This window comes from Streptomyces sp. 8N114 (genome assembly GCF_052245835.1).
In the GTDB taxonomy this organism is placed as follows: Bacteria; Actinomycetota; Actinomycetes; order Streptomycetales; family Streptomycetaceae; genus Streptomyces.
This window is the reverse complement of the sequence record NZ_JBQQBT010000003.1, coordinates 260,555-281,281: the sequence shown is the minus strand read 5'-3', so window position 1 is coordinate 281,281 and position 20,727 is coordinate 260,555. Positions and strand designations below refer to the sequence as shown.

Sequence of the window (20,727 nt, the reverse complement as noted above, 5' to 3'; positions counted from 1 at the left end):
GAGAGGTACATGGCATGCCACGGGCGGTGGACCAGGACTCGGCCACCGCCCGTGGAGTGAGCTGTCTGTTACTCGGTGCCCGGGGTCTTGCGCGTGGTGACGTTCATGCGGTTCCAGGTGTTGACGGTGAAGATCAACGCGATCAGCTGGGCCAGTTCCTTCTCACCGAAGTGCCGGGCGGCCTCGTCGTAGACCTCGTCCGGCACGCCGTCGGGCAGGCGGGTGACGGCCTCGGTCAGCGCCAGGGCGGCCCGCTCCTTCTCGGTATAGAGGCTCGACTCCTCCCAGGCGGAGAGCTGGTAGATGCGCTCCTCCGTCTCCCCGGCCTTGCGGGCGTCGGAGGTGTGGTAATCGATGCAGTACGCGCACCGGTTGATCTGGGAGGCGCGGATCTGCACCAGCTCCAGCAGGACGGGGTCGATCCCCTCACGGGCGGCGGCGTCGAGGGCGTAGACGGCCTTGAAGACCTTGGGGGCGACGGTGGTGAAGTTCATGCGCTGAGGCACCTGAAAAGTTGGCATGTGAAGACCGTAAGAGCGAAAACGACCCAAGATATGGTGCATTCCCATGGCAGAAACGTGGGTCAATCCTAAGGAGCAGTCAGGCGACGGCACCCTGCCCGGGCAGGCCGCGGGCACCGACCTCCACCTGGAACTCTCCGGGGAGGGCAGCCTGCGCAGCCGGCTGATGCACGCCCTGCGGGAGGCCGTTCGGTCCGGTCGGCTCGCCCCGGGCACCCGGCTGCCGCCCTACCGGAGCCTCGCGAGCGACCTCGGCATCGCTCGCAACACCGTCGCCGACGCCTACGCCGAACTCGTCGAGGAGGGCTGGCTCACCGCCCGCCAGGGCTCCGGCACCCGGGTCGCCCCGCGTGCCTCACCACTGCAGCCCGACCGCACGCGCCGTCCTCACCGTCCGGCCCGCCGGCACGTCCTGCACGACCTGATGCCCAGCTCGCCCGACGCGGCCACCTTCCCGCGCTCCGCCTGGCTTACATCGGCCCGCAGAGCCGTCGCCGCGGCACCCAACGACGCCTTCGGCGTGGGCGATCCGCGCGGCAGGACGGAGCTGCGCGGCACGCTCACGGAGTACCTGGCACGCGCCAGGGGTGTACGCGCCGCGCCGGACCGGATCGTGATCTGCTCCGGCTTCGCCCACGGGCTGGAGCTGCTGGGCAGCGTGCTGAAAGGTCCCGTCGCGGTGGAGTCGTACGGACTGGACTTCCACCGGAGCATCCTCGGCAAGGCAGGTCTGCGCACCGTCCCGCTGACGGTCGACTCGTACGGGGCGCGGATCGACGAGCTGCCGGACACCGGCGCCAGGGCCGTGCTGCTCACGCCCGCGCACCAGTTCCCCACCGGCGGACCGCTGCACCCGGAACGCCGGGCGGCGGTCATCGACTGGGCCCGCTCCTCCGGCGGGCTGCTCGTGGAGGACGACTACGACGGCGAGCTCCGCTACGACCGGCAGCCGGTCGGCGCGGTGCAGGGCCTCGACCCCGACCGGGTCGTCTACATCGGCTCGACCAGCAAAAGCCTGTCACCAGCGCTGCGGCTCGGCTGGATGGTGCTGCCGGGATGGCTCGTCGACGACATCCTCGCCGCCAAGGGACCTCGGGAGATGTGGTCGGGCGTCGTCGACCAGCTCACCCTCGCCGACTTCATCGCCTGCGGGGCGTACGACCGGCACCTGCGCCGCATGCGGCAGCACTACCGGCGCCGCCGCGACCTGCTGGCGAGCACGCTCGCCGAACGCGCCCCGCACATCAAGGTCAGCGGCATCGCGGCAGGACTTCACGCCGTCCTCGAACTGCCGGAGAACACCGAGGAAGCGGTCCTGCGCGCGGCCCGGCGCCAGGGCCTGGCCCTTGATGGACTGCGCCCCTACCGCCACCCCGACAGCACGATGCCACCCCGCCACGGCCTGGTCATCGGCTACGGCACCCCACCGGACCACGCCTTCGCGGCCGCCCTGGACGCGCTGAGCCTGGCCCTGCCCGACCCGCCGCAGGACGGCCGATGACGGATACCGCCGCGCCACTCCACGACGGGGCGCGCCACTCCACGACGGGGCCGCGCCACTCCACGACGGGGAGGGCCACGATCGCCGTCGACTTCCGGTTCGACAGCCTCTTGGGCCTGGATAACCTTGCGCTGGCTGCGGCAGGCCATCACCCAGCGGTGACGGGTCGATGGGTCGGGGTCGAAGATCAGGTTGCCGGGCAGCTTGGCCGCGACCCAGTCGTAGACGCGCAGGCCCTTGGCGCCATCACCGCAGGACGGCCGCTGCCGGGCATGGGCAGGGGCGTCATCGATGAGCTGGCCGATGCGCCCAGAGGCCCGCGAGGGACTTGACTCTGCTGGGACTTGGGATCCGCGACCACGTAGCCGACGGCGAGTTGTTCGGGCGGGCGGCGGAGGCCCTCACCGCCGGCGAAGGCCATAGGGGCGCAGCGCGGTTTCGCTGGGGCTCCTTGAAGAGCGTTTTGTTCCGGCAGGGGTGTGTTTGAGAATTGGTCGGTCGTCGGCTACCGCTTGGGCCTGTGCCGAGCTGGCGTGAGGAAGCACTGACAAGATGTGGCGATGTTCGATTTCGGCATCGCGGGATACCAGCCGGTGTGGTTGAGCCGCCGCAGTGACGTTGTGCGGGAGCACGCGCATCGTCTGCGGGGTCTCGCCGGCCGGACTCTGACGAGAGTCTGGGTGGTCTGGGATCGTCAGGATGACGAGTGGTTCTGTGACTGCCCGGTCCTGTTCGACTTCGAGGGCGAGCAAGTCGAGATCAATCATTTCAAGTTCGACGATCTCTCCGTCACGTGGAACACGATCGACCCCAGTGGCCCGGTCCGATGGCCCGGCTTCGACCTGGAGTGGCGACACGAGCCACTTCCCGGTCTCCACGCTGTGCGGGGTCAGTCCCTCAAGGGGGTCGAACTGCTCGAATGGACCTGGAGGGATCTGGCTCAGGGAAATGTCGACGTCAGCTTCGTCTTCGAGACGAGCCGGGTGACCGTCTTCAACGCTCTCGACGAGAACGGGCTGAGCTTTGCCGCGCCTGATCGTCATCAGCGGTCCCACCCGCTGTACTGAAGCACTTGGAGTTCAGGCATACCGCCAGATCGGTGTTGATTCACGGGTGAGCCTGCGGCTCATCGGTCGATCACCGCGAGGCGGATCATGGCTTCAAGACCATCCCGCGGCGCTGGGTCGTCGAGCGGCGCACCTTCGGCTGGCTCATGCACCACCACCGCCTCCTCCCCCGCGACTACGAAACCCATCCACACCGCTCCGAAGCCATGATCAAGCCAGCGATGGTCGACCTCAAAGCCGCCGCCTCACCCGCGAACCACTCCGAACTGGCGCGACACCTGATCGGCCACGGCGCCACCGCCTGCCCCCACCTAGCCCCGCAGGACACTGGCGCGTTGTTCCAGGAGGTCAACGCAGTCATGGAGATCTGGCCGCGGCAGGCCGGCGCGCTCACGCATCAGCGCGATGGCCTGAATGTGGCGACCCGCAGTGACCAGTTGGTCCACCTCCCGCTGGTCCCCGGCCGAGAGTCGACCGTATGGAGAACCGTTCATCCCCACATTGAACCGCCCGGCCCCACGGGCGGTCACACAGCCTGCCCGGCAGGTCAGGTACCCCCGTCAGTCGGCGACACCGAGTGTGACGGTCGACCCGTCGGCGAAGCCGACCTCCACGCGTCGTGGGCCGGAGGTGCCGGGGAGGGCGTGCAGACCACGGGGGTGATCGCCACACCAGCGCCGGATGTCGTCGACGGGGCCTGCCACGTCGACGCGGGTGATTCCCGTCGGCCGGCGCTGGTGCGGGGCCGTGAGCGCGGCCGGGCGCTCGTCCTCCGGAACGGGCCAGTGGATCAGGAACGGCAGCCATGGCCGGTCGAAGGTCGCGCCGAAGCCGGCGAGCGCGTACGGCGGGAAACCGGGGCCCTCGGCGGCTGCCTCGGTCACCGGGGCGTTGTTGTCGGCAGCGAGTTGTCGCAGGCGTTCCGCGTCCTCGACCAGTACGAGCCAGGCCACCGGGATCAAGGGGGTCGAGGGGTGGGCCGCGAAGGCCCGACGGTCGATGTCGACCAGCGGCGGGGCGCCCGGCGCGGGTGACTCGCCGTTCGGGTACTGGATCTCCAGCAGGGACCGCCCCAGCGGTACGACGAGGTTGGACAGCCCCAGGCCGGGGATGGTCCGCCCTCGCGCGATGCCCAGGCCGGCGCGGCTCAGCTCACGTTCGGCGTCGGCTTTGTTCCGGGCGGCAAGAACGACGTGATCGATTTCCATGGGCATTCCCCGTTCGATGATCGGGCTCACCCGCCGGGCGGCCCGGGGACCGGGCGGCGGCTGGACGGACGTACAGCCAGGAGGTGCCTCGGCGGACGGCAGCCTCGGCTCAGGCCGTTGGTCAACCAGGTGGCCAGGTCCTCGGCGCGCGAGACAACGGTGAGTGGCCCGAACGTGATCGCGGGGCCGAAGGGCGTACGGTCCCGCGCACAGGGCTGGACGACCACGCGGATCCCCGGGCGTGGTACGCGATTGCCCTCATGGTGCGGGCAGGACAGGTGCCTCGCCAGGCAGCCGGTGCTGACGAGCACACCGAAGACGGATCGCCGCACGGCGGCACGAAGAGGCTCGACGACGCTCTCCTCGACCGCGCCGCAGCCGCCCTCCGCCCGGCAGACCGCTGCGGTGAAGCCCTCGGCACTCTTCATGCGAGGGCCGTTCCGGTCAGGATCCGGACGTCCAGATCGCTCACCGAAGCCTCGGCGAGCCCGTCCGTAAACCGCTGACGCACCCGCTCGATGGCGGCGGGCGTCAGCCCGGCCACCAGGGCACGTGTTCCGCTGCCCATCGCCAAGTCCCAAGCACTATCGGGGGTCAGCGGAACATCGAGCTGCCGACGCTGGACGCGGGCGCCGTTCAAGCCGAGACCTTCCAGCCAGGCGGCCAGGGCCTCGGCCGTGTCGATCCGTGCCAGCTGCGCCGACTGCGGGGAGGGCGGCCACTCGCGCTCGGTCTCGACGGCGCTCTTGAAAGCCTGCCCCCAGCCACCGAGCGCTCCCTTCTCCCACACGGTCACCACCAGCCGCCCGCCAGGGCGCAGCCGGCCGGCGAGGGCCCAGCTGTCGCGGTCCATATCCGGGAAAAAGAACACCCCCAGGGCGCACTGCACCAGGTCGTAGCCGCCCTCGGGGGCCTTCCACGCCGTCGCGTCGCCTTGGTGGAAGCGGATGTTGCGCAGGCCCTCCAGGTGCGCCCGGTGCTCGGCGATGGCGAGCAGGGAGCCGGAGAGGTCGACGGCGTCGACCACTCCCCCGGGGCCGACCGCCCGCGCGGCGGGCAGCGCCGACGCCCCCGCGCCGCAGCAGGCGTCGAGCACCCGCTCGCCGGGTACGGGAGCGGCCACGGCCGCCGTCGCCTCCCCGACCGGATCCCAGAGCAGTGGCGACCAACGGTGGAACTCCTCCGCACCGGCGCTGAAGACCGCGCCGATGGTGGTGTGCGGTGCGGCCATCCGAGGACAACCCTCCTGTCGTTGGTGTCAGTCCTCCGAGGTGAGCGGGCCGCGCTCGTACGCCAGGACGAACCGACGGGGCACCTTGTGCGGCTACTCCTCCATGGGCTGCCAAACAAGCTAATAGAAATGACATCCATTTCCAAGCTCGCTCGCGCCTTATCCCACCCCACCGCACCCCGCACGACTCGCCAGGGCTGTTCCGCAATCCCGCCTGCGACCCCTGGGCGGCGGCTCTCGCCGCCAACTCGGAGCGATTTACCTCGATTGCCCCATGGGATCGAAAGCCGCAGATATGGGCGATCTACCCCGTGTCAGGGGTACTTGCGAGTTGCGGGACAGCCCTTGGGGAGAAGCGCAGGCGGCGGGCGGGGGGAATCGCGCACGCGCGGATTGCGTCGCGGCCCCACACCCCCGTCCCCATCCGCAGATCTATGAGGGGTCCTTGCATGCCTCCCAAGGGACCCCTTTACGACCACGACAAGTACCGCCGCCTCGTATAGGCGCTCGGGGGGACTAGTCGCCCGAAGGGGCACCGAGCATGGCTCCGGACTGGGCACCCAACGCTGGATCGTGGAGCGCGCGTTCGCTCACCTGCATTGGTTCCGCCGCTTGCGGATCCGTTGGAGATCCGCGACGACATTCACGAAGCCTTCCTCACCCTCGGATGCGCACTCATCTGCTGGCGCCGCCTGAACGCGCCCCGGCGTGTGTCGGCGGAGGCTTCTGTTGGAGGATCTTGAGGTCGGGACCCAGCTTCGGGAGGCGCTCCATCACGATCATCACGCACGAGGACCCGATCGGCCGGGGGCCCTCCAACTGCATGATCCATGCCGACCTGTCAGACCGGGAGGACGGCTGGCGTGAGCAGTTGTGGACCCGCCAGCTCACCGGGGACAGGTTCGAGGTGGCGTGTCTGCCCTTCTTCACGTACGGGGTCTGCTACCGCGATGTGGTGACCATCGACGGCAACCACCTGATGTCCGCCGTGGTGCAGAAGTCCGGCCACCGGACCCTTCGTGTCGCGCTCGTCGCGGGGCACCGGGACCGAGACCAGTTGCACGAACTCCTGCACGGCAAGGTCGCCCGAGCCGAGCTGCCCCATGAATGGCTGCAGGGCATGTACCTCGCAGTGGACCTCGCCCCCGGCACCAATCCGGCAGCCCTGGTGGAGGCGTTGGAGTCCCCCGCTCAAGCCGGCGCCCTCCACTGGGAGATCGACTCCTGACTCGAAAGCTCATTCAGTCAGGGGTTCTTGGCCGGGGAGGCGGGCGCGGATGGTTTTGCCACGTCGGGGCCGGGGGGTGATGGTGACGTTGCTGGCCAGGCGGCGGACCATGGGCCAGCCGAAGCCGCCGGTGCCACCGTGGAGGTCGGGGGTGCGTGCGCGTGGGGGTCGGGGGTTGCGGTCGCTGACGGCGACGCTGACCGCTTTGGGGGTGGGGGTGACGCCGAGTTCGACGGTGTAGCGCCCGCCGCCGTGGCGCAGGGCGCTGGTGGCGAGTTCGCAGGCCACGAGGGCGAGGGTTTCTGCCGTTCCGGGGTCCGGGCGCGGGGCGAGGTTCTCGGCGAAGGCGCGGGCGATGCCGCGTGCGCGGGGGACGCTGGCGGGGCTGTCGCCTTCGAGGGCGAGCGGGGGTGGGGTGCGGGGGGTGCGGGTTGTCTCCGTTTCGCTCTGTGCTGTCACCCGGCCTGGTCGGTTGTCTTGACGGGCCGTCTTGTGCCCCGCTCAGGCAGTCTTCAACCAGTCAGGTAACTCTTCTGGGCGTATGCGAGGAAGCTTCTCCGCTGCTGCCGCTGCTGGAAATCTGTCGTGTCGAGGGTAGACATTGACTTCTGCCGGCGTTAGCGTTCTCTTGTAAGCACAGGGTCACAGAAGGGCACGGCAGACATGAACTGCCGTGCAGGCAAGGCGGAACGGCAGGAGAGTGACGGGGCCGTACTGGGTCCCCTTCACCGACTGCCGGGCCGGGCGGCCCCCGGGGCCGTCAGCAACACCCGCAAGTCCGGCACAACCGGAGAGATCGGAAAGAGGAAAGGAGCAGCAGACGCCATCAGGATCGCCCGGGCGAGGACGAAACCGCCCGGGTACCGAAGACCCCGGATGGGAAGGTGGTCCCCGGTCACACACCGCGATCCCCGCACCTTCGCCCCGGCGGGCGGAGCAGCGGAAACTGAAGCCCGGCTCAAGAGCCGGTAGATGGTGTTGAAAGCTCGGGCCCGGGTGCCGGTACTGGCACCCGGGCCCCTCGATGCGCCCCGAAAGAAGAGGTCTATGCCCCCTCGCAGTACCCGCCCCGTCGACAGCCTCGACGACGACGACTACCCCGCCTACACCATGGGCCGGGCCGCCGCCTTGCTCGGCACCACACCCGCCTTCCTCCGCTCCCTGGGCGAGCACCGCCTGATCGTCCCCCTACGCTCGGAAGGCGGCCATCGCCGCTACTCCCGGTACCAGCTGCGCATCGCAGCCCGCGCCCGCGAACTGGTCGACGCCGGCACCCCGGTGCAAGCCGCCTGCCGGATCGTCATCCTCGAAGACCAACTCGAAGAAGCCCAGCGCATCAACGAGGAACTACGCACCCGGGCAGAGCCGGAGACCTCAGCCTGACCTTGAAGGGCCGCGGGCCGGCGGCCGGCTCCCAATGCAGGCCAAGGGGATCCCGGTATCGCCCCTGGTCCGGCTTCCTCCACGAACAACCCCGGTCTGCCTGGGCAGATGGCGAGCATGGCTATCGAATAGCGCCATCGTTTCCTCACGTTGCGTACTCCCCCGATGGTGTGCCAAGCGAGGCGGGGAGGTCTCCAAGTGGGGTTATCGGTAACGCGTTGTCATTGAGGACGCCTGAAACTTGGGTGTCTTTGACGGGGACGGCCCGGGGGGCCGTACGGGTGGCCATTCCCGCGGTCCCTGGGCCATGCCTCGGTGATAAGTGACGAGCGGGAACAGTTGGGATCGGGCCGGGGAACCGGGGCAGGCGGTGGCGCTCCAAGAGCTTCGCTCAGCGGTGCGGGACGACGAAGCCGTCGGGGCCGGCTTGCACTTGGACCAGTTCCAGGGCGTCGATGAACGGCTGAGCGGGAGTGCCCGGCGGGACCGCGGCGACGGTCGGCTTCAGACGTTCGTGCACGGCCGGGAAGACGCCTGAGCCCACGCGTCGTGTTTCTCAATCCGCGTTGGAAGGGCTTCGACGTCGCCCGCGATGCCTCCGGCCACTGGCGGCACTCCGCACGCCGGAACCGCGCCCGTCCCGGCCTCTCCCTCGCCGATGTCCCCGGTCTGACGCAGTACTGAGACAGATCCTGCGTGCCGTCAGTCGTAGCGGCGGCCGCGGGGACGGGCGATCCCGGACGCCGTACGGTCGTGGGCCTGCCACTTCACCAGCATCAGGGCCAACTCAGCACCACTGGAGACGTTCGGCTACCGCCTCACGTGACGCTGTCGGCGCGCAGAATCAGATCGAGCAGGCCGGGAAAGCGTGCGTCGAACTCCTCGCGGCGCAGCCGGTTGACCCGCTTGGGCCCTTCGTCGCGCTGCTCGACCAGCCCGGCGCCGCGCAGGACCGTGAAGTGGTGGCTCTTCGCGGCCTTGCCGACCGGTACGTCGAAGCTGCCGCAACTGCGCGTCCACTCGGGAGACGAGGCCAGCTCCCGGATCAGTTCGATGCGTACGGGATCGGCGACCGCCGACAGCGCGGTGAGGACAGAGACCTCGTCGGGATGCGTGTGGACCGGTGCCGGGCGGTGGCTTCCTCCGGTGGCCTGGTCCGACATACCCCGCTCCTCGCTGCTCGGCACGTGGTGGGACGCACCGGAACGACCCTCGTCACTTGCTTAGTGTTCGACGCTCATCATACGCTCTCAGTGTTCGATATTGATTGAACACCTGTCGAAGGGGGCGTTCTGCCATGCGTGCAGTCGAGTTTCGGGAGTACGGCGGTCCGGAGGTGCTGGAGGTCGTACAAACCGACACTCCTGAGCCCGGGCCGGGGCAGGTCACGATCGACGCCGCGTACGTGGGCGTGAACTTCGCCGACCTGAAGGCGCGCGCCGAGGGGTATCGGGTGGGCGGGCTGCCGTTCAGGCCGGGACTGGAGGCTTCGGGGCGGATCCGCGCTGTCGGGGACGGCGTCGAGGGGCTGCGTCCCGGGCAGGAGGTCGCCGCGCTCGTTGACGGCGGCGCCTACGCGGAAGTCGTCGTCGCCGACGCGGCCACCGTCTTCCCGCTCCCCGAGGGCCTGGACCTGCGCACCGCCGCCACGCTCCCTACCGTGCTGCCGACCGCCCACGCCCTGCTCCACGAGGTGGGCCGGCTCCGTTCCGGTGAGAGCGTGCTGGTGCACGGGGCCGCTGGTGGGATCGGGACGGTGGCCGGGCAACTGGCCCGGGCAGCCGGTGCCGGTGCGGTGTACGGAGTGGTCTCCACCGCGGCCAAGGCCGAGTACGCCCTCAAGCACGGCTACGACGAGGTGTTCCTCACCGACTCCTTCACCGACGACGTCCGCCGCGCCACCGACGGCGCGGGCGTCGACCTGGTACTCGACCCCGTGGGCGGCGACACCCTTCGCCGCGGCCTCGACGCGCTCGCCGTCTTCGGACGGCTGGTGTCCTTCGGCAACGCCAGCGGGGCGCCGCCCTGGCAGGTCGGGCAGCCCGCCTTGTACGCGCAGGGCCGGTCCATCGGGGGCTTCTCCATCCTGGCTCTGGCGCAGGCCGCCCCCGCCGCGCTGCGAGCACTGGCCGAACGTGCCTTCCACAGCGCCACAGACGGAACCGTGTCGCTGCCCGTGACCGCGGAGTTCGCGCTGTCCGACGCTGCCGGGGCCCACCGGCTGATGGGCGGGCGCACATCGACGGGCAAGTTGCTACTGCGCGTCGCCGACTGACCGCGCCCGACCGTACGTCACACACACCAGAGGGAAGTGGCCCGATGACGTCGATCAAGCAGTTCCAAGTCACCTTCGACTGTGCAGAACCTGAGCGCCTCGCTCGTTTCTGGTGCGAGGTATTGGGGTACGTCGTACCGCCGCCACCGGAGGGGTTTGCCAATTGGGACGATTTCAAGCGCTCGCTGCCGCCCGAGCAGCAGGATTCATGGTTCGCATGCGTTGATCCCTCAGGTGTGGGCCCGCGACTGTTCTTCCAGCGCGTTCCCGAAGGGAAGGCCGCCAAGAATCGGCTGCACCTTGACGTACGGGTCGGCACCGGACTCGTGGGTGAAGAGCGCCTCGCCGCACTTGAGGCCGAGTGCGCGCGACTGGTCCCACTCGGCGCGGTACACGTGCGAACACTGTACGACGGCAATGATTCGTGCATCCCGATGCAGGACATCGAGGGCAACGAGTTCTGTATCGACTGAGGGGCCGCCAATGTGACCTCGTTCTGTCCCCAGGGGCCAAGACGAAGAACGTCCCGACCTGTCAGGGCGGTGTGGCGCAGATCGCCGGACCAGACGCTCGGGGCGGGTCAGCCGTCCGGCCAGGCTTCTCACAAACGTCCTTTGCCCGAGCAAGATCGATAAGAGTCGCCGGGGGAAGGAACGGGAAGAGACGGATCGATTCGCACAACGGGTGGCGACCCCGGCCGGCCGGGGGCCGGGGCAGCCGTGGCAGCCGGGCACCCCGCCCCCGGCGCCGATCGATCCGGACACCCCGAGTGCGGACATCCGCGTCGGCTACGCAGGTTGCTCGACCCTCGCCCAAGAGCTCCAGTCGTAGCCCAACGCGCTTGCCGGGCACGGCATCCCGCGAGAGAAGATCTTCAGCGAGAAGATCAGCACCCGCGTCCGCATACGCCCGCAGTTCGAGGCGGCGCTCGCCACCGCCCGCTGAGATCAAGGCCCACGCCCCGCACTGCCGGGTGATCTTCACGGTGTACGAGATGAAGAGACCAGGTGTATGAGGGCTGGACGTTGGTGACGCCGGCCCCCAGTCGTGAGGCTGGGGTCGGCCTCCGGCTCCGCTGTGTGGGCGGTGGTAGTTGTAGTGGATGTTCCAGACCGCGATCGCGGATGAGCGCGCGTCCTCGCTGGTGAACTCGGGCGCAGAGGAGCTCCTCGGCCAGGATGCGCTGATAGCGCTCCACCTTCCCGTTGTGCCGCGGAGGTAGAGGTCTTGGTCTTCCGGTGCCGGGAACGCGGTCCCGTCGATCCGCGCCAAGTCGCCTGATCGGTAGCAGGCGCCGTTGTCGGTGATGATCCGGTGGATGTGGGTTATGCCGTGGGCGGCGAACCAGACCTTGGCGCAGAGTGCGGGCGGTGCGGAAGTGGTCGGCGTTGGTCGAGCGAGTGCTGCGCACGGATTGGCGTTGACTTCAACTTAGGTTGAAGTTCTACGGTGTCGATGTCCCTGATCGTTCGCAAGGAGCACCTATGACGACCCAGCGCACTTCCGATGCCGAACTGGCTTCGCAGCCGGCTGCGTACTGGACCGGAGTCGCCTACGAAGCACTCATCTCGTTCACCCGGGCCCAGCAGTCCGCACTGGGCTTCACCCAGCCTCAGTACTGGCTGCTGCGCAACTTGTCGAAGAACGACATCTCGACCGACGGCCGCGGCATGACGATCAGCGAACTCCAGCAGGCCATGAGCTCTTACCTCAGATCAGAGGATGACCTGGAGGCGGAAGCAGAGCCCCTGCTGGAGCGCGGGTGGCTCACCCGCGACGCAGAGGGACGGCTGTGGATCACCGAGTCGGGTGACGAGGCACGTGCCAGCTTCAAACAGCACGCCCCGTCCATCCGGAGCCGTATTCACCAGGGCATTGACGATGCCGACTACGTCACCACGCTGAAGGTGCTTCAGCAGATGATCCGGAACACCGGCGGCACCCCGAACTAGGGATCCTCTTCCGATACACGCCATAGTGCTGTGACCGCATGGGTTCGCCGGGTTGCTGTTGAAATGAAGTGCCCGATGAAGCGAATGTGCTGTTATGCCTCAGCGGTAGTCGGCCAGGCCGTCCGCGAGTTCTTCTTCGTCGCCGTCGCGGATTGCGTAGAGGGCTTGCTGCAGGGCGAATGTGCCGCGGATCGCGGCGATGCGGGTCAGGAGTCCGTGGTTTGGCCAGCTGCCCAGGGCGAGCACCCGCTCCAGGAGCTCACGGCCGTAGGCGGCGCCGATGGCTGCGAGGTCCTCGGCCGGGTCGCTGAGCGTGACATCGTCCCAGTCGAGTACGCCGGAGAGGTGCGGCAGGCCGTGCGTCCACTCCCACAGGACGTTTTCGGCACCGAGGTCGCCATGCACCACTGCTCCGGTGACGTGGGGAAGGCTGTCGAGTACTGCGAGTTCCCGCTCGGCCCGTAGGCGCCCGCTGTCGGACATGAGCTGGAACAGCTCCGCGCGCACGTTCTCCGCGAACCGCCGCCACCGTCCTTCTGGTGCCTGAGGGAGAACCGCTCGTACCGTCTCGTCAGTGCCGGCACGGGCCAGACCGGACAGCAGCGTGGCGTACTGCGCCGCCACGGTCTCGACCACTTGGGCATCGTTGAGTGCGTCGGTCTCCAGCGGTTCCCCGGGAATGCGACTGAGTACCAGGAACGGCACCTCGTCGGTGCCGTGGGCGCCGCCCTGGAACAGCGGCTCAGGCGTGCGGAAGCCGAGGTCGAGGCCGGCGAGTGCGTGTAGTGCGGCCACCCGCTCGGGCAACCGGGCGGCCGCTGCCCGGGTGCGAGGCAGGCACACAACACGCTCTGAGCCCATGACCACCATGTGGAATTGCCCCTGACGTACTGCAAGGTCGTCTGGTTTGTCGTCGGGCAGCAGACGGCTCAGCAGAGCGCGATCAGTCGTACGGATGCTCACGAGTGTGACCTCTGGATCCTTCGTCGGGTCGGAAGCGATGTGCACGAAGTGCTGTCAGGCCGCGCCATCGAGCGGGCGTCCGCCTCAGCGAATGCCCTTCTCGCTGCGAATGCGGGCCCGTTCTCGGCGTTGAGCGGCCGGTGTCCGGAACCTGCCCGTCCGGATCACCTGCGGCTCACCACTTGCAACTGCGCCGGAAAGAGCGGGTCTTCGCCGGAGTGGCTAGGTGATCAGCCAGCTGGTGGCGGGTCGATCCCGAGGACTGGCAGGCAGTCACCAACGGCGACGAGTTCGATGTCGTCGCGCCGCCGCTTGATCCACTGCTCGCGAGTCAACCTCCACTGTTTGATCTCCGCCGGCTCGCCGCGCCGAGTGTCCCAGGTGACGCCGTTCGGCACGTACCCCAGAGCTTCGGAGACACGGTTCGAGGCATGGTTGTCGAAGAAGGCATCACTGCTCGCCTCGCGGGCTCCCAACCCATCGAAGGCCAGATGCAGCACCGCCTGCCGCATCTCCTTGCCCAAGCCGTCACCACGAACGTCCGGGCTGAGCCAGGAAAAGGTGGTGACCGTACCGAACGCGGCGAAGTCGGTGCCGATCAGATCCTGTATGCCCACCGGCTCGCCGTCGATGACCACGACGAAGTACAGGCGCCAAAAGCTCGCGCTGACCCGCCCCCGGCCGCGCCACACCCCCTGCAGCCAGCCCCACTCGCGCTGGGGGCTGTCCTCATAGAGGGACATCGGATCGTCGAAGGGCCACGGAGGCTCCGTGACCACGCCCTTGCGAACCGTCGGGACCAGGCGCTCCAGCAGCTCATCTGTCGCCCCCAGCAAGGACAGACGGGGCGTGTGCACCTGCACGTTCAACGGGGGATATGCGGACAATGACGAGGCAGTCATCGGCATGGGCGCAACCCTATAGGCCGGCCAATATGGCCCGCATCACATATTCGGCCCGCAGCCTGAACATTGGCGATCTTCCCAGAGGGAGGGCTGTACCCGGCCGGGATGGTGCCTCACGTACCTGGAGGCAACTGTGCGGTCTGGCTCGGACCGATACTTGACGTGAAATTCCGAGCGTGGCCGAATCGATCACGAATCGAGAAGTACGGAACGCGGTGCCGCTTTTACCCTGCACGTCATGGACATCACCATTCATACGAGCTCCCTGCCGCACGACGACCCGGACGCGTCGCTCGCCTTCTACCGCGACGTCCTCGGCTTCGAGGTCCGCAGCGACGTCGGACAGGGCAGGATGCGCTGGATCACGGTCGGCCCGGCCGGCCAGCCTGACACGTCCCTCCTTCTGGCGCCGCCGTCCGCCGATCCAGGAGTCACCGAGGATGAGCGCCGCACCATCACCGAAATGATGGCCAAGGGCACCTACGGCTGGATCCTGCTGGCCACCCCTGACCTCGACGCCACCTTCGAGAAGGTGCAGGCCGGTGACGTCGAGGTTGTCCAGGAGCCGACCGAGCAGCCGTACGGCATCCGTGACTGTGCCTTCCGCGACCCCGCAGGCAACCTGGTCCGCATCCAGGAGCTTCGCTGAGCCTACGGGTATCGGTGCGGCCGTGCCTGCCCTGTCGGCCGGTCCTCAACATCAAGCGCCTGGGTGACCGCCTCGGCAGGCACCCAGGCGCTCACAGGTGCCGTTGGAAGAAGAAAGAAGGGGGAGTCCGCCCATGTGTCAACCAGAATGGCGGCGTGCGCGCGTCGAGGCGCAGCGTCTGTCCGATCTCGCGCGGCTGCGCCGCGTCCGCGACCGGATCGACAGGGAGTACGCGCAGCCGCTGGACGTGGAGGCACTTGCCCGCGGTGTGAACATGTCCGCCGGTCATCTCAGCCGACAGTTCCGGGCCGCCTACGGCGAGTCGCCGTACGCGTACCTGATGACGCGTCGTATCGAGCGCGCGACGGCACTGCTGCGGCGTGGCGACCTCAGCGTCACCGAGGTCTGCTTTGCGGTCGGCTGCGCGTCGTTGGGCACGTTCACCACCCGCTTCACCGAACTGGTCGGCATGCCTCCCGGGGCCTTCCGGCGCCGCGCCGCGGATGCTGCGGCCGACCGTGCCGATGCCGCGAGCACGGCCGGTGATACGGGGCCGGCGGTCACGGTGGAGGGGATGCCGGCGTGTGTGGCGAAGCAGGTGACAAGACCGGTCAGGAATCGAGAAGCCCCGGCCGCCGGGCAGCCCCTAGCGTGATGGCCATGGCAACGACCACATCCACCGCATCCATCGCGTCCGTCACCCTCGAGGTGGCCGACCCCGAGGCCGCCCACCGCTTCTACACCGCCTTCGGAGTGGACACGCACATACGCCTGCGGTCGTCTGAGGCGCGCTCCACCGGATTCCGCGGCTTCACCCTGGCGCTCACGGTGTCTCGCCCGGCCACCGTCGACAGCTTCCTCGGCACCGCCGTGGACGCCGGCGCCACGGTGCTCAAGCCCGCGGCGAAGTCGCTGTGGGGCTACGGCGGCGTCGTCCAGGCGCCGGACGGGGCGATCTGGAAGGTCGCGACCTCGGCGAAGAAGGACACCGGCCCGGCCACCGGCGACGTCGACGAGATCGTCCTCCTGCTCGGTGTCGAGGACGTGAAAGCAAGCAAGCAGTTCTACGTCGGCCAGGGCCTGACCGTGGCCAGGAGCTTCGGCGGCAAGTACGCCGAGTTCGCCTCCGGCGAGTCCAGCCCCGTCAAGCTGGCGCTGTACAAGCGTCGCGGCCTGGCAAAGGACCTCGGAGTCCCCGCCGACGGCACCGGATCGCACTGCATCGTCCTCGGCAGCACCACCGGCACCTTCACCGACCCGGACGGATTCGCCTGGGAGGCCACCACACCGCTCACTCCCGCGCCGTCCACGACGGCTGCACAGTCCTGACCCCCAGCCCTGAACCCACGCCTCGTCCTTTCCCATCCCCTGTACGAGAGGAAAACTGCCATGCAGCACACGAAGTCGTCTGCCGAGAACTCCGGCACGGCTGCCGAGCAGCACAACGGATTCACCGCCGAGGAGCGGGCCGCGATGAAGGAGCACGCGCAGGAGCAGAAGAAGGCGGCGGCGCGGCGCGGTTCGAGGGCGGAGAAGGAGGCGGCAGCGGAGCGGGACGTGCTCACAAAGATCGCCGAGATGCCGGAGAAGGACCGGGTCCTTGCCGAACGGATCCACACCATCGTCAGGGCCGCCGCCCCGGATCTCACGCCCAAGCTCTGGTACGGGATGCCCGCCTACGCCAGAGACGGCAAGGTCGTCTGCCACTTCCAGAGCGCGCAGAAGTTCAAGTCGAGATACGCCACGCTCGGATTCAGCGACCAGGCGGCGCTCGACGACGGTGCCATGTGGCCGACCGCTTACGCCCTGAAAGAGCTGACCACAGCCGACGAACAGCGCATCAGCGCGCTCGTCAAGAAGGCAGTGGGCTGAGGCCGTCGGGAGTCAGGCGCCCTGACCGAAGCCGACCGCGGCCGGGTCCGGTTCGCGCAGTGGGGCGAACTCGACGTCGAGCTTCGGGTCGAGCACATCAATCGATTCGGCGAGTACTCCACGCTCGAACTCGGCATCCAGCCCCGAGGCGCTTCGTGACCGTGTGCCGACTCGGGTCGCTGTCGGCGGCGGCCGCCGAGCTCAATCACACGCAGTCGGCCACCATCTGCCGAGGAGGGCTGGGAGATCGACCCGGAGTGCCTGGCCCACGTCTCGCCGTGTCTGACCGTGGTCGGCCAACTCCTCGCACAGCGAGTTCACCCACGGCAGGACGGCATCGGCGCTGACGCCGCCCGCGTCCACCTCGCTCAGCGGCACTCCGGTCAGCCGTTGCAACATTGATGGCGACAACTCGGCATAGGCCATCGGCTGCTGCGACCGCAGGGTCGTGGCCGGAGTCGCTACCCCGGCCTCATCAACCCGGCCACAACCGCCTGGGCATTCTGGGTCTGTCCGTCGTAGTGAACCTCGATCGGAACCCCAGGCTGACAACCAACCGAGCGGACAGAGCCGGGACGGCCCGATGCAAACGAGACTGACCATCGTGCCCGCTGACGGCCACCACGCTGCCCCGTCGGCCTTTGTACTCGTAGCGTTGGTGGGGCCGACGGCAGTCGGTGAGCCGGACCATGGTGCGTTCGAGTGTCCCAGCGGTGGTGGCGTGGTGGCTGTCGACACACAACTGCAGCGCAACCGCAGTGGGAACCAGGCCTTTTCACGCGCTGAGATCTGCGATTCTTCTCGTGACCTCTGGAAACGACGAAAGGAAGGACGCGGGGATGAGCGGGAGCGGGGGCGGGGCGCCGTGGAATCCATACGGAGGAGGACGACCGCCGGGACCCGGTTCACCACCCGTGCCGCCAGCGGGCCCGTGGCCGCCGGGTCCGGTGCGCCGGCTGACCTTCGGACGTCTCTTCAATCCGATCGCTGTGGGGCGTGTGGTGTTCACGCCGTCCCGGCCGGACCGTGTGAACGACCCGGTAGTGAAGAGGGTGCAGGTCTTGCGGACGGTCGTCGGCCTGGTCGCTGTCACGTGGATGCTGTTGTCCTACGGGCTGGCGTCAGACGCCGACTCCGTGTTGGACGACCGCTTCGGCCAGATCCGTACCACCCTCATTGCGCTGGGGGTGACGTTCCCGGTCGCCGTCGCCGCCTTCATCGCGGCGGCCCGCCCACCCAACCGGCGCCTGTTCTTGCGCCGCGTGGCCAAGCCCGCCGGGGCGCTGCTCGCGTTGGTCGTCACGCTCGCTGTGCCAAGACTGATCACGGGGCTGGGTTACGTGGACGAGGACACGAACTGGACGGCGTCGGCAGGGCGGGTGGTGCTGCTGTTCGCCCTGGGCGCCTTCGCGTTGTGGCTCGCCCCCTTTGGTTTCTACGGCATTGCGCAGTCACTCGTGCACGTCTTCCGGACAGCCGACCTCCACGAGACGGTTCCACCGCTGCTCGCGACGCTGCTCGTTTGGGAAGTCGCTCTCTTCGACGTATTCCGGGGTGCCTACGACGGTGTGCCGTTCGGAGTGCGGGTGGCCTTCATCCTGGGAGCCCCGCTGACCGTCACCGCCGTGGCGATGTGGGAGCTGCGGCGGCTGCGTACGCGGCACGGCATCACCCTGCGCGCAGCACTGCTTCGCTGAACCGTCGCGACGGAGGTTGCCCTTTGGATCTGCTGCTCCCGGCCGGCGCCCAACCCGTACCTGTGCAGTATCGGCCGCGATCATGCGGTCCGCTGCCGCAATGCCCTGACCTGCGTACTTAACCTGCGATGCGACGAACTGCAATCCGCCTGCGCGGACCAATGGATCCGCGCAGCGTGACTGCCATGTGAAAGCGCTGGGCGGGTCGGGATTGCGGGGCCGGCCTAGGCGTTGGTCGACGGCGCGGGTTCCCGGCGATGCTCCAGCCAGGTGCGGCTCAGGTCATCCCAGATCGTCTGATACCGGCCGAAGATCTCGGCGAGCTGATCGAATGTGAGGTCGTCGGTGGCCGTCGATGCAACGAGGTATTCGAGGTCATCGGCAAGCCGCTGGAACCGGTACTGCGCGTCCTCCATCAAGACCCACCGGGAGCGCCAGTTGAAGAACGGTTCGACGGCTCCTAGCAGTGTCACCAGCGCCATACACGCCAAGGCGAGGCCAGCCCACACGTTGAGATTCTGCAGGCCCAGAATGACGGTGGATGCGGCGGACAGTACAAGCGTCGCCACCTTGGTGACGGAGGCGCTTCGACTGAACCGCTGTTTCTTGCCGCGGGCGTAGTCAATGCCCTGTCGAATCTTGTCCAGCAGAAGGGCGGCTACGTCCCTCGGGCTGGGACCGACATCTGGTCCGCGGTCTGGCTGCACTCTGCCCCTAAAAGTTCTGTCGCCACCTCAGCTCGCTCCCCCGCAGACGTTGTCCTGGCATCGCGCGGTTCCCTGGCGTCGTCGTTCGATACCCCCCACTACGGGAGGCGATCGAGGCGGTCAAGCTTCGCCGTGTTGGCGCTCCTTGAAGATCTCCGCCCTGTCTTACGGACTTCCTCCGACCTGCTCGCCGTGAGACTTCGGCGCGGACGCCTTGGCATGCGCCGGGGTGAGGTGCGGGCGCTTGGCGGTGTGGCCGTCGCCGGAGGAGCGGCCGCGGAGACGTCGGGTGAGCCAGGGGCCGAGGAAGGTGGCGGTCCATCGGAGTTCGTCTGTGGCGGCGCGCCACCCGGTGGGCGCGGGTGTCGTCGATGGGGGCAGGGGGTGGGCCCATGTGTCGTCGGCGCCGGGGAGGTTGAGGGCTTGGGCGAGGGCGGCGGCGATGCGCTGGTGTCCGAGGGGGCTGGCGTGAAGGCGGTCGGGGCTCCACAGACGGGGATCGGTGACGACGGGGTGGTGGCCCGTTTCGGCGACGGTGACGCCGTGGCGGCGGGCGGCTTCGCGGATGCGCTGGTTCAGGGCGGTGACACGCGAGGTGAGGGGGCGCGCCAGGGGGATGATGCGGGCGGGGTCGGGGAAGGTCAGCGTGGCGACATGGGCGCCTTGGGCGGTGAGCGCGGCGTACATCGCCTCAAGGTGGTGGGCGACGTGGTCGGCGTCGAAGCGCGGGCGGAGGAGATCGTTGACGCCGGCGACGACGGTGGCCAGATCGGGGCGGAGGGCCAGGGCGGGCGCGAGCTGCTCGGCGTGGATCTGCGCGGCGAGGCGGCCTCGTACGGCGAGGTTGGCGTAGCCGAGGCCGGGGTTGGCGCAGGTGAGGTGTTCGGCGAGGCGGTCGGCGAAGCCGCGCAGGCCGGTGGTCTCGTCGCCGTCGCCCAGGCCCTCGGTTTGGCTGTCGCCCAGCGCGACGTAGCGGCTGTACGCCGCGTCAGTGCCGGGCATGGGTCTGCTGCCTCTCCCGAAGGACCGTGATCGTGTGCTCGCACCAGTCGCGGTTGCCCTGTTCGAAGGCCAGGCCGCGCAGGCACGTCAGGTACGGACCGATGCGGTGGCCACTGCGTAGGAACTCCTCCTCCGTGCGGTTCCCACGCATGCCTCGCAGCAGCTTGCCGAAGAGGTCGATCTTGGCCTGAGCGAAGGCGGCACGCTCGGTGAGCTGGGCGACCAGGGCCTCGGTGTCGACGTGGTCGGCGGCCTGGACCTTGACGAGCAGGTCGTCGCGGATGAAGGAGGGCTTCGCTGCGGCGGCCGTGAACTCCTCCAGCTCCGCCAGCCCGGCATCGGTCACATGGAACAGGCGCTTGGTGGGGCGGGTCTCCTGGACCACCGCCCGGCCTGCGATGAGCCCGTCCTTCTCCAGGCGGGTCAGTTCAGCGTAGAGCTGCTGGGGCTGGGCGTGCCAGAAGTTCGCCACGCCGAGGTCGAACGCCTTGGTCAGCTGGTATCCGCTGAGCTCCCCGTCGAGCAGCGCCGCAAGTACGGCGTGCCGTAGCGCCATCGGATCGTCT

Annotated in this window: 25 protein-coding genes and 5 pseudogenes; 16 read left to right on the top strand and 14 right to left on the bottom strand. The window is 68.6% G+C overall.

Annotated elements, in window-relative coordinates:
• Positions 1-68: 68 nt before the first annotated feature.
• Positions 69-521, bottom strand: coding sequence for a carboxymuconolactone decarboxylase family protein (locus ACTWQF_RS09445; RefSeq protein ID WP_443278733.1), 453 nt, complete (start codon positions 519-521; stop codon positions 69-71).
• Between the two features lie 46 nt (positions 522-567).
• Between ACTWQF_RS09445 and pdxR the strand changes: the two genes are divergently transcribed.
• On the top strand, positions 568-2,022 hold the full coding sequence (pdxR, locus tag ACTWQF_RS09440; RefSeq protein ID WP_443278732.1) for a MocR-like pyridoxine biosynthesis transcription factor PdxR: 1,455 nt from the start codon (positions 568-570) through the stop codon (positions 2,020-2,022).
• Positions 2,023-2,156: 134 nt separating this feature from the next.
• Here the strand turns inward: pdxR and ACTWQF_RS09435 are convergent.
• Positions 2,157-2,404 (bottom strand): annotated as a pseudogene (locus tag ACTWQF_RS09435) (IS701 family transposase); the annotation flags it as partial.
• A 178-nt stretch (positions 2,405-2,582) separates the two neighbouring features.
• Between ACTWQF_RS09435 and ACTWQF_RS09430 the strand changes: the two are divergent.
• Together ACTWQF_RS09430 and ACTWQF_RS09425 are read left to right on the top strand one after the other, a co-directional pair.
• The gene (locus ACTWQF_RS09430; RefSeq protein WP_443278958.1) at positions 2,583-3,089 is read left to right on the top strand and encodes a hypothetical protein; all 507 of its coding nucleotides are present in this window, start codon (positions 2,583-2,585) and stop codon (positions 3,087-3,089) included.
• Positions 3,090-3,172: 83 nt separating this feature from the next.
• Positions 3,173-3,371 (top strand): annotated as a pseudogene (locus ACTWQF_RS09425) (IS5 family transposase); the annotation flags it as partial.
• Positions 3,372-3,649: 278 nt separating this feature from the next.
• Here the strand turns inward: ACTWQF_RS09425 and ACTWQF_RS09420 are convergent.
• The 3 genes from ACTWQF_RS09420 to ACTWQF_RS09410 are packed head-to-tail and all read right to left on the bottom strand — an operon-like array spanning position 3,650 to position 5,528.
• Positions 3,650-4,297, bottom strand: a complete 648-nt coding sequence (locus tag ACTWQF_RS09420; protein WP_443278731.1) for a VOC family protein — start codon at positions 4,295-4,297, stop codon at positions 3,650-3,652.
• 26 nt (positions 4,298-4,323) lie between these two features.
• Positions 4,324-4,725 (bottom strand): hypothetical protein, encoded by a 402-nt coding sequence (locus ACTWQF_RS09415; RefSeq protein WP_443278730.1) that lies wholly within the window; start codon positions 4,723-4,725, stop codon positions 4,324-4,326.
• Positions 4,722-5,528 carry a class I SAM-dependent methyltransferase gene (locus tag ACTWQF_RS09410; protein ID WP_443278729.1) on the bottom strand — a complete coding sequence of 269 codons (807 nt, stop codon included), beginning with the start codon at positions 5,526-5,528 and terminating at the stop codon, positions 4,722-4,724. The genes ACTWQF_RS09415 and ACTWQF_RS09410 overlap by 4 nt, the downstream gene beginning before the upstream one ends.
• 516 nt (positions 5,529-6,044) lie before the next feature.
• Here ACTWQF_RS09410 and ACTWQF_RS09405 point away from each other — a divergent pair.
• Both ACTWQF_RS09405 and ACTWQF_RS09400 read left to right on the top strand, forming a co-directional pair.
• Positions 6,045-6,271 (top strand): annotated as a pseudogene (locus ACTWQF_RS09405) (transposase); the annotation flags it as partial.
• Positions 6,268-6,756, top strand: coding sequence for a DUF4265 domain-containing protein (locus tag ACTWQF_RS09400; RefSeq protein ID WP_443278728.1), 489 nt, complete (start codon positions 6,268-6,270; stop codon positions 6,754-6,756). The pseudogene ACTWQF_RS09405 and the gene ACTWQF_RS09400, both read left to right, overlap by 4 nt.
• Before the next feature lie 9 nt (positions 6,757-6,765).
• Here the strand turns inward: ACTWQF_RS09400 and ACTWQF_RS09395 are convergent, their stop codons facing one another.
• A complete protein-coding gene (locus ACTWQF_RS09395; RefSeq protein WP_443278727.1) occupies positions 6,766-7,215 on the bottom strand; it encodes an ATP-binding protein in 450 nt (149 codons plus the stop codon).
• Positions 7,216-7,803: 588 nt separating this feature from the next.
• Here ACTWQF_RS09395 and ACTWQF_RS09390 point away from each other — a divergent pair.
• Positions 7,804-8,139, top strand: coding sequence for a MerR family transcriptional regulator (locus ACTWQF_RS09390; RefSeq protein WP_443278726.1), 336 nt, complete (start codon positions 7,804-7,806; stop codon positions 8,137-8,139).
• Positions 8,140-8,530: 391 nt separating this feature from the next.
• On the opposite strand, the gene ACTWQF_RS09385 is transcribed toward ACTWQF_RS09390, so the two are convergent.
• Positions 8,531-8,659 carry a hypothetical protein gene (locus ACTWQF_RS09385; protein ID WP_443278725.1) on the bottom strand — a complete coding sequence of 43 codons (129 nt, stop codon included), beginning with the start codon at positions 8,657-8,659 and terminating at the stop codon, positions 8,531-8,533.
• A gap of 29 nt (positions 8,660-8,688) precedes the next feature.
• Here ACTWQF_RS09385 and ACTWQF_RS09380 point away from each other — a divergent pair, with 29 nt between their 5' ends.
• The gene (locus ACTWQF_RS09380; protein WP_443278724.1) at positions 8,689-8,823 is read left to right on the top strand and encodes an ATP-dependent DNA ligase; all 135 of its coding nucleotides are present in this window, start codon (positions 8,689-8,691) and stop codon (positions 8,821-8,823) included.
• A 134-nt stretch (positions 8,824-8,957) separates the two neighbouring features.
• Here ACTWQF_RS09380 and ACTWQF_RS09375 read toward each other — a convergent pair whose 3' ends face one another.
• Positions 8,958-9,302 carry an ArsR/SmtB family transcription factor gene (locus tag ACTWQF_RS09375; protein ID WP_443278723.1) on the bottom strand — a complete coding sequence of 115 codons (345 nt, stop codon included), beginning with the start codon at positions 9,300-9,302 and terminating at the stop codon, positions 8,958-8,960.
• A gap of 134 nt (positions 9,303-9,436) precedes the next feature.
• Between ACTWQF_RS09375 and ACTWQF_RS09370 the strand changes: the two genes are divergently transcribed.
• Both ACTWQF_RS09370 and ACTWQF_RS09365 read left to right on the top strand, forming a co-directional pair.
• Positions 9,437-10,414 carry a quinone oxidoreductase family protein gene (locus tag ACTWQF_RS09370; protein WP_443278722.1) on the top strand — a complete coding sequence of 326 codons (978 nt, stop codon included), beginning with the start codon at positions 9,437-9,439 and terminating at the stop codon, positions 10,412-10,414.
• 44 nt (positions 10,415-10,458) lie between these two features.
• A complete protein-coding gene (locus ACTWQF_RS09365; RefSeq protein ID WP_443278721.1) occupies positions 10,459-10,887 on the top strand; it encodes a VOC family protein in 429 nt (142 codons plus the stop codon).
• 533 nt (positions 10,888-11,420) lie between these two features.
• Here the strand turns inward: ACTWQF_RS09365 and ACTWQF_RS09360 are convergent.
• A pseudogene (locus ACTWQF_RS09360) lies at positions 11,421-11,770 on the bottom strand (integrase core domain-containing protein); the annotation flags it as partial.
• 128 nt (positions 11,771-11,898) lie between these two features.
• Here ACTWQF_RS09360 and ACTWQF_RS09355 point away from each other — a divergent pair.
• Positions 11,899-12,366 (top strand): MarR family transcriptional regulator, encoded by a 468-nt coding sequence (locus ACTWQF_RS09355; RefSeq protein WP_443278720.1) that lies wholly within the window; start codon positions 11,899-11,901, stop codon positions 12,364-12,366.
• A 99-nt stretch (positions 12,367-12,465) separates the two neighbouring features.
• Here ACTWQF_RS09355 and vph read toward each other — a convergent pair whose 3' ends face one another.
• Positions 12,466-13,329 carry a viomycin phosphotransferase gene (gene vph / locus ACTWQF_RS09350; protein WP_443278719.1) on the bottom strand — a complete coding sequence of 288 codons (864 nt, stop codon included), beginning with the start codon at positions 13,327-13,329 and terminating at the stop codon, positions 12,466-12,468.
• 230 nt (positions 13,330-13,559) lie between these two features.
• Positions 13,560-14,237, bottom strand: coding sequence for a GNAT family N-acetyltransferase (locus ACTWQF_RS09345; RefSeq protein ID WP_443278718.1), 678 nt, complete (start codon positions 14,235-14,237; stop codon positions 13,560-13,562).
• A gap of 235 nt (positions 14,238-14,472) precedes the next feature.
• Between ACTWQF_RS09345 and ACTWQF_RS09340 the strand changes: the two genes are divergently transcribed.
• The 6 genes and pseudogenes from ACTWQF_RS09340 to ACTWQF_RS09315 all read left to right on the top strand — a co-directional run bounded on the left by ACTWQF_RS09340 (position 14,473) and on the right by ACTWQF_RS09315 (position 18,452).
• The gene (locus tag ACTWQF_RS09340; protein WP_443278717.1) at positions 14,473-14,883 is read left to right on the top strand and encodes a VOC family protein; all 411 of its coding nucleotides are present in this window, start codon (positions 14,473-14,475) and stop codon (positions 14,881-14,883) included.
• 133 nt (positions 14,884-15,016) lie between these two features.
• Positions 15,017-15,538: a helix-turn-helix transcriptional regulator gene (locus ACTWQF_RS09335; protein ID WP_443278716.1), complete on the top strand. Its 522-nt coding sequence runs from the start codon at positions 15,017-15,019 to the stop codon at positions 15,536-15,538.
• Complete coding sequence (locus ACTWQF_RS09330; protein WP_443278715.1) at positions 15,538-16,212, top strand: glyoxalase; 675 nt, start codon at positions 15,538-15,540, stop codon at positions 16,210-16,212. The genes ACTWQF_RS09335 and ACTWQF_RS09330 overlap by 1 nt, the downstream gene beginning before the upstream one ends.
• 60 nt (positions 16,213-16,272) lie before the next feature.
• On the top strand, positions 16,273-16,755 hold the full coding sequence (locus tag ACTWQF_RS09325; protein ID WP_443278714.1) for an iron chaperone: 483 nt from the start codon (positions 16,273-16,275) through the stop codon (positions 16,753-16,755).
• A gap of 104 nt (positions 16,756-16,859) precedes the next feature.
• A pseudogene (locus tag ACTWQF_RS09320) lies at positions 16,860-16,980 on the top strand (helix-turn-helix domain-containing protein); the annotation flags it as partial.
• 827 nt (positions 16,981-17,807) lie between these two features.
• Positions 17,808-18,452 carry a hypothetical protein gene (locus ACTWQF_RS09315; protein ID WP_443278957.1) on the top strand — a complete coding sequence of 215 codons (645 nt, stop codon included), beginning with the start codon at positions 17,808-17,810 and terminating at the stop codon, positions 18,450-18,452.
• A 224-nt stretch (positions 18,453-18,676) separates the two neighbouring features.
• On the opposite strand, the gene ACTWQF_RS09310 is transcribed toward ACTWQF_RS09315, so the two are convergent.
• The 3 genes from ACTWQF_RS09310 to ACTWQF_RS09300 form a co-directional block, all read right to left on the bottom strand.
• Positions 18,677-19,159 carry a DUF4231 domain-containing protein gene (locus ACTWQF_RS09310; RefSeq protein WP_443278713.1) on the bottom strand — a complete coding sequence of 161 codons (483 nt, stop codon included), beginning with the start codon at positions 19,157-19,159 and terminating at the stop codon, positions 18,677-18,679.
• A gap of 165 nt (positions 19,160-19,324) precedes the next feature.
• The gene (locus ACTWQF_RS09305; protein ID WP_443278712.1) at positions 19,325-20,161 is read right to left on the bottom strand and encodes an SGNH/GDSL hydrolase family protein; all 837 of its coding nucleotides are present in this window, start codon (positions 20,159-20,161) and stop codon (positions 19,325-19,327) included.
• Positions 20,148-20,717 (bottom strand): PadR family transcriptional regulator, encoded by a 570-nt coding sequence (locus tag ACTWQF_RS09300; RefSeq protein ID WP_443278711.1) that lies wholly within the window; start codon positions 20,715-20,717, stop codon positions 20,148-20,150. Before ACTWQF_RS09300 ends, ACTWQF_RS09305 begins: the two co-directional genes overlap by 14 nt.
• Positions 20,718-20,727 lie beyond the last annotated feature (10 nt).